This window comes from Coprobacter sp. (assembly GCF_982436375.1).
Genome location: NZ_CEWDCG010000150.1, coordinates 1 through 7,852 on the forward strand (window position 1 = coordinate 1; position 7,852 = coordinate 7,852).

The 7,852-nt window shown below is 40.9% G+C and carries 5 protein-coding genes; all 5 read right to left on the minus strand.

Annotated elements, in window-relative coordinates:
• Nucleotides 1-75: 75 nt before the first annotated feature.
• Nucleotides 76-669: an acyl carrier protein phosphodiesterase gene (locus AC1WHX_RS08865; RefSeq protein WP_303116942.1), complete on the minus strand. Its 594-nt coding sequence runs from the start codon at nt 667-669 to the stop codon at nt 76-78.
• The gene (purT, locus tag AC1WHX_RS08870) at nt 669-1,859 is read right to left on the minus strand and encodes a formate-dependent phosphoribosylglycinamide formyltransferase (protein WP_009319624.1); all 1,191 of its coding nucleotides are present in this window, start codon (nt 1,857-1,859) and stop codon (nt 669-671) included. The genes AC1WHX_RS08865 and purT overlap by 1 nt, the downstream gene beginning before the upstream one ends.
• Nucleotides 1,860-2,131: 272 nt before the next feature.
• Entirely contained in the window at nt 2,132-3,730 is a 1,599-nt protein-coding gene (locus tag AC1WHX_RS08875) for a DUF5123 domain-containing protein (RefSeq protein ID WP_009319623.1), read from the minus strand.
• 23 nt (nt 3,731-3,753) lie between these two features.
• On the minus strand, nt 3,754-5,601 hold the full coding sequence (locus AC1WHX_RS08880; RefSeq protein ID WP_022390359.1) for a RagB/SusD family nutrient uptake outer membrane protein: 1,848 nt from the start codon (nt 5,599-5,601) through the stop codon (nt 3,754-3,756).
• A 34-nt stretch (nt 5,602-5,635) separates the two neighbouring features.
• Nucleotides 5,636-7,852, minus strand: a 2,217-nt coding sequence (locus AC1WHX_RS08885; protein ID WP_481229180.1) for a SusC/RagA family TonB-linked outer membrane protein, incomplete at its 5' end; no start/stop codon positions are given.

Genomic DNA, 7,852 nt, shown 5'->3' on the forward strand with positions numbered 1-7,852 from the left:
AACACTTTGTGTATGAATTAGTTGGCTGATTTTATATTATTTACTGAATGTCCCTCTAAAAGCCTGTCTAAATCTTCACCGACTACACTCCTCCGGTCTCATACTCTCTGCATAATTCGTCACATCCGGAAAAAAAGAATAAAAACAGTCTTGAAAATAATCATAGTTATCGACAAAATATTGTTGCAATTTATTTATATCGAAAGGCATACCCCGATACTCTACCATAATTCCGACAGATTCCATCAGCCCTTCTACGGTACGATAACGGCACAACCGGTTAGTGAATATAAAATGCCACATAAAACGCCGGATACGGACGGGCAAATAAGAATAATTCAAAACTAAATCAAAATAAAATTTTCGGGAAAAAGAAGACAAGGAAACTGAGGAATAATCTCCGAAATCTCTTGCTAAATAATGATCGAAAAAAAGATCGGGAAGAATACCGCCATACCGTCCGAACTCCCGATTTAAAAGAGCGACCATCTCCCGTACAAGCGGATGATGGTCGGTATAATTATCTATCAAACGATGCAAACGAATTCCTGATCTCAACTTATACGGATAATGTTCCGGAATACCTCCTTTAACAGCATCTGCGATAAAGCCGCCTACTCTAATTTGCGGAGAACTGCCCGAAAGATAAATATGTGCCAGATAATTCATTATCTGGGAAGAACATTTATTTTTAGTTTCTTATAAGCCCGTTCCGCTTTAGCCAGCGCCTCCTCCACTGTATCGGCACTGGCAAGAATCACGCCCAACCGACGGTGTCCTTTCACTTCCGCTTTACCAAAAATACGCAATTGAACATCCGGTTCGGACAACACTTCTTCCAGATTATCAAATTCTACCTTATCCGTATCTCCTTCTACAACAATAGCTTTCGAAGCCGAAGGACGATAAAAACGTACTCCCGGAACAGGTAAGCCCAAAACAGCACGGGCATGCAAAGCAAACTCCGACAAATCTTGAGAAATCATTGTTACCATACCCGTATCATGAGGGCGCGGGGAAACTTCACTGAAAATCACATCATCCCCTTTCACAAACAATTCCACACCGAAAATTCCCCAGCCGCCTAATGCGTTCGTTATTTTCCCGGCAATCTCTTCTGCCCGTTTCAACGCTTCTGCACTCATAGCTTGCGGTTGCCAAGACTCCCGATAATCACCGTCGACCTGATGATGTCCGATCGGTTTAAGAAAGGTCGTCCCTCCTATATGCCGCACGGTCAATAACGTAATCTCGTAATCGAAATCCACAAATCCCTCGACAATTACACGACCAGCTCCCGCCCGGCCGCCTTCCTGTGCATACTGCCACGCTTTATCCATATCTGCCATCGAACGCACAAGGCTCTGTCCGTGTCCTGAAGAACTCATAATAGGCTTCACCACACACGGGACTCCGATTGTTTTAACCGCCTCATTAAACTCTTCCCGAGTCGAAGCAAATTTATATGTCGAAGTCTTTATACCTAAAGTCTCGGCTGCCAATCGGCGAATCCCCTCCCGATTCATCGTCAGATAAGCGGCATTCGCCGTAGGAGTAACATGAAACCCTTCTTTTTCAAGTTCCACCAAAGTAGAAGTAGCGATCGCTTCTACTTCCGGAATAATATAATCAGGCTTCTCCGCCTCTATAATTTCCCGTAAACGTACTCCGTCCAACATCGAAAGGACATATGAACGATGAGCTACTTGCATAGCCGGAGCATTAGGATATTTATCCAGAGCTACGACTTCTACTCCGTACCGTTGCAATTCGATTGCAACTTCTTTACCTAACTCTCCTGAACCGCATAGAAGAGCTTTTTTACCGACTTCAGATAAGGTTGTTCCTATTTTTGTCATATTCGTCTGTTTTGTGTGTCCTCAAAGGTACATCAAAAAATTAATATAAAAATAAGTTTTGAAAATTAAGAGCTTGTCAAAGTTTTACTCGGGGATCGGTTCGAGAATTTCTTTCGTTTTTACGAGGAGGATAGCAGGTTATCCGACAAGTAAAAAATTCGAAAATAACCTGATAATATTTCCTTATCGGAAAATTTAGAATAGAATAAAAACGAAAAGAGGCATCCGTAATATCCGGACACCCCTTCTCTCATCCAAGTATTTAAAGCGTATTATGGTCTCCAAATAGGATCACCGGCACTATCCTTTCCAATAAAGGATGCATCCTTAATCAAGAAATTTCCGGAAGAAGGATCAGTAAACAAATCTGCCGCCGACTTTTCATAATCGATTACACCATCCATCGATGAAGGAGCAAAATCTGTTGTTTTATAACAATTCGTAAATGTCGGTTTGGTCGGAGCTTTAGTCACTTTAGGAGTTCCCGAATAAGCCGACCCGAAAATACAATTTACAAACTCGAATGTAGTCAAAGATTGAGTGGCATTAGCTAAATCTACTAAATATTTGCCATCCAAAACCGTCTTATTAAATGTACAATCCGAGAATGAAATAACATTATAAGCCGTAGGAGCATTCTTTGCCCGTAATAAATACTGAATGCCATCGAACGTCGAATTAGTTACGACAATCGATTTATATCCTCCTCCCGCACTGGCTTCACTTTGGAATACTCCATAATCTTTCAGATCTCTTATTGTCGTATTATTTACCGTAACTTCCGGAGCTAACGGCGACGTACTGCGTAAGCTGAATATTCCACGCATATTTTCGATAATGCAATTATCGATCTCTATCTTATCGAGTTGAGTCTGATCTGCCTCACCTTTTATCACATAAGAAGCTTGCGTCCCAGAACCGATAATATGAACATTCTCAAGAGTCAGAGACGGCATTTGAGTAAAATTGAATTCTTTCATTTTAATTATCGGCAAATTGGTTCGGTTCGCTTCAGTAACAATACCTTTTATCGTTACAGATTTACCCACCGGAATGATAAAGCCGGTATCAGAGCCATCTTCCGTTACTACATTCAAAGTTGTCCCCGCAGCAATTTTGATCAAAATATTCCCTTGTGTAGTTGCCGCTATCAATGTATTGATATTCTCAGTAGTCGTGTTATCGATTTCTATAATATCGGTACCCGGAAGCACATCGGGCAAAGTTGTTACATCATCTTCATCGAAGAGTGTCGCCCCGTCATAAGCCTCCCAATGATAAGTCGTCAATGCGGTCAGATTTTCAAAAAGAAGAGTATTATCAGCTAACTCCGCAGCATCCTCAACCGACTTTACGATCGCACCCGCAGCATCTTTTAAAACAATCTTTGTCACATTATTGACCGATCCCTCCGGAACTATCCATGACAAACGTATCCATGTAGCATCTACCGTGGTAGAAAATTCCACGTTTACCAGTTTTTTTGTAGTAAAAGTTATCACCTGAGAATACTTAGATTCAGGTATTCCCTGAGTAGACATACACTTGATACGTGCCCAATAATCCGTATTCGGAGTAAGCCCCGTTGCCGTATAAGCATTTGTTGTTATTTCCTGATTCTCTCCGTATGTTTTATAAACTTCGGCAAAATCTTCCGTAAGACTCAGCTCTATAAGATAATAGCTGGCTGCCGGAATATTTTTCCATGTAAAATCGACAGTCGTCGAAGTTTCATTCGTCGTCTCAAAAGAGACCGGAGAAAACAACCGATTATAGCTTTCATCCACATCGAACTCCGAATCGAGACAAGAAACAAGCCCCGTTGCCAGTACGATGACCGAAGACAAAATTATATATTTTATATTCTTCATTTTCACGTAGTATTAATGGTTAATTAAAATCCGTAACTGTTAGACAGTTTGCCTTGAGATGAGCTGATAGTCGATTCATGGATCGGGAACAGATGACGACAATAATAAACTTTATCCAATCCGCCCAAAATAGCATCGATCTTATCACTGGCTTTAGCGATATCCGTATCCTTTTTCTTAAACCAATTCACGCTATCCCAATCTTTTCCTTCTACACCTTCAGGAACACCGTTTTCACCAAAATAATCGACAGACGATTTATCGATAGTAGATCCGTCGGAATTATACTTAAAGTAAACAAGTTCCGGCAGAGTTATCTCATATTCTCCTGCATACATTTGTTTTAAAGTCGTACGATACTCTGCAACTTTCTGACTCAATTCTCCCCAGCGTATCAAATCGAATTTACGAATCGCCTCTCCTCCGAATTCAAACATACGTTCATCCTTGATCACCTGCATCAAATCAGAAGCATTATCGACATAAGCATCTACTTTCGTAGCCTGCAAAGCATCAGAGAAATTACGTCTCCGCACCTCTTTCACATAAGCACGGGCTTCACCAAGGTTTCCATCACCGCCATTCTCCGCAAGCCATACATTTGCTTCCGCAGCCATTAACAACACATCCGAATAGCGCATAATACACCAATTGATACCCGTCATCAATTTATTCGTGGCCTCTTTATTCTGTGTAATATAAGCTTTCAAATTACGCACATCCCACTTTGCAAACGTAAATTCATACAGATTACTAAACATCTCCTCTTTTTCCGTTCCCGATTTATTATAATTATACGGAGCGATAGTTACATCACGACGCATATCATCCCGATCAAAACTATACAAATAATAAGCATTGGTCACAACTTGCACCGAATTATTACGCCCATAAATCGCACTTTGATAAAAACGAACACCGGAAGTATATCCTACCTCACCGCTAAGTCCGAGACCAAGACCGACTTCAAACAGATCTTCACTCTTCTCTCCATATTTCTGCTGAGTCTGGTTATCAAACACTTTCGCAAAAGTGTCTTCCAGACCATGAGGATTATTCGGATCTTTAATAATCGCATTGCAATTTTTCAATGCTCTCTCATAATAAGACTTCTGTACAGAAAAATCAGGAGTTTTCAAAGGGAAGCCCGGAAGATTACGCATTGAATATCCGGCACAAGCCAAACTCATACGAGCAGCCAACCCATAAGCAAAACCCTTTGACACACGTTCCACATTAGCAGAAGATTCCAACCAAGGCAAATACCCGGCAGCCTCCTCGGCATCAGCAATAATATGTTCATATATTTCATCTCTATCCGTTGCCGGCAGATAAATATTCGACCCATCACTATTGGTCGGCTCATCCTTAAAAGGAACGTCTCCGAAATTCCGAACCACTTCAAAATAAAGCAGTGCCCGCAAAGTCAAAGCCTCCCCAAGATATTCTCTCATTTGAGCTTGTTCATCAACTGTTCCGGATTTTAACAATTCACTGTTTCGGATACCGTCGATAGCGACACTCGCCATCTCTATCGTCTTATAAATTGCATCCCATTCTTTAGAAATAGCTGTATTATCAGAAGTCCCGTTATAATTTGCCAAACCGGAATTCTTCGTATCCGTAGGATTAGAAGTTCCATAAGTATCACAATCGCTTCCCGATCCGTAGGTAAACTGCAGCCGAGAGCCATAAATCTGATCTTGAGGTAATTGAGCATAAATACCCAAGATTGCCTGATCGGTATATGCAATTGAGTTGTATACGATATCCGGAGACAAATAAGAGGCAGAATCCGTGTCCAAATAATCTTCGCACGAAACCAAACCGAAGCAAAGTACCGACAATAATAAATATGCTGTTTTTTTCATTTTAAATCGATTTTTAGAGTTATACATCCTACGATCAGAAACTTACATTAACACCACCGATGAATGAACGACTCTTCGGATAAGCAGAATAATCTACACCCGGAGTCATGGCCGTACTGTTACGAGTACTTACTTCCGGATCAAATCCACTATATCCGGTAATCACGCAAACATTATAAACTGTTCCGTAAATGCGAAGATTAGTCAATCCCAGTTTCTTAACCCAACGTTTGGGGAAAGTGTAACCCAATGTCAGATTATTAAACCGTAAAAACGATCCGTCTTCTACTGCCCACGAGTGTAAAACGGCAGTTGTCATATACGGACTCCATATCGTCGCATTTTTATTGATCTCTGCCAATCTTACAGGATCATTATATGCCAGATAACCGGTTGCCGGATCGATATAGGTAAATCGGTTCTTCATCTCTTCTACAAGATTATTGTATTTCCGTGATCCGGAATAACAAGAATTATCTATTTTATTCGCATTATACACATCATTACCAATAGAGAAATTAAAGAATGCCGACAAGTCAAATCCCTTATAACGAGCTGTCAGGTTAAACCCTCCGATCAAATCAGGATTGGCATTTCCGATCACAGTCTTAGCATCCGTACTGGTAGCTATATTTCCATCTTTATCTACCAATTTCAATGATCCAGGACCAAAATATTTAGCACCTATCAAAGAAGCAGCCGCTTCTGTTTTCGATCCGTCAGTATCACCTTTCAATCTATACGGATAAGTCCCCGTTCCTATATAATCGAAATCATCAAAAGTGTACATACCTCCGGTAATATACCCGTACATCTGCCCCACAGCTTCACCTTCACGGATAATATAATCATCAAAAGGAGCAGCACTATTTCCATTCCACTTAGAAGAATATGTTTTATAATTAGATTCTCCGTTCTTAAACTTTTCTACTCTATTCTTATTAAAGCCGATATTGAACGATGCACTCAAAGAAAAATCTTTCTTATTTACGATCAAGGCATCTACATTGAACTCGATCCCTTTATTCGAGGTACGTCCGAAATTCTGATATTGTGTTGTATAACCGCTACTCGAAGCGATAGGAGCTTCGATCAACAGATCATGTGTCGTATTCCAATAAAAATCGAGAGCTCCGGAAACACGAGAATTCCAAAACGAATAATCGACACCGATATTCCGGGTCAATGTCGTCTCCCACTTCAGATCCGGATTTGCCAACTGTTTCCCGGGAACTAAATAAGAAACGATCTCCCCGTTAATATAATAATCCTTCACACTCTCCGTACCATTATAAGTATTTTTCCAAAGGCCATCCGAGATACGGTTATTTCCGGCAGTACCCACACTTACACGTATTTTCAAATCCGATATCCAGTCATAGTCAACCATAAAAGGCTCACCGGAAACTCTCCAAGCAAAAGCTGCAGAAGGAAAGAATCCCCAACGATTACCCTTTGCAAATTTGCTCGATCCGTCGGCACGGAAAGTTACCGTAGCCAAATAACGATCTAATGCAGAATAGTTAATCCGTCCGAAGAATGAAGACAGACGATTCGGCAAAGCAATCGTCGTTTCCGTAGGCTGAGCCTTTCCCGCCGACATCATAGCCAATATTTCACTGGTTGTCATCGATTGAGGAAAGAACTTTGAGTTAGCTACCAGTTCTTCCGAATCCTGAGCATAAACCTCTTGTCCCAACACGATATTCAAATTATGACCCTTCACAAAATTTCTCTGATCATAAGTCAATGTATTAGCGATACGATATGAAGATCCGTCTACCTTTGTAAAAGTCGCAGATGGTTTACCGGCTTCTCCTTTAGCAGTCGAGGTCGAAGGCCCCCAAACTTGCTCGGTATGTTCGCGCTTAAATTCATATCCCCATTCACTCCGAAAAGTCAACGGCTTGATAATTTTCCAATTAACCGCAGCCTGATAGTTATTTGAGAATCTTTTTCGTTTCTTGTATTCATCATTTGTAGACTCTACCGGATTATACAGCAAACTGGAAGATGTAACATCATCATCGTCATCATACTCCTGATCGACACCGAAAGAACTGATCCCCTTTACCGGCGCATACTTCAACGAATTACGCAAACGGGTAGTCGAACCGCTCCCCGAAGAAACTCCTGCGCCATCAACAATCTGATAGTTCAAACGGGTATTGAAATCGAAGCTTAAATGCTTATTGATTTCGGTTTTCAACTTAAAATTGATATTGCTCTTCTGAAATCCAGAGCCTATCAT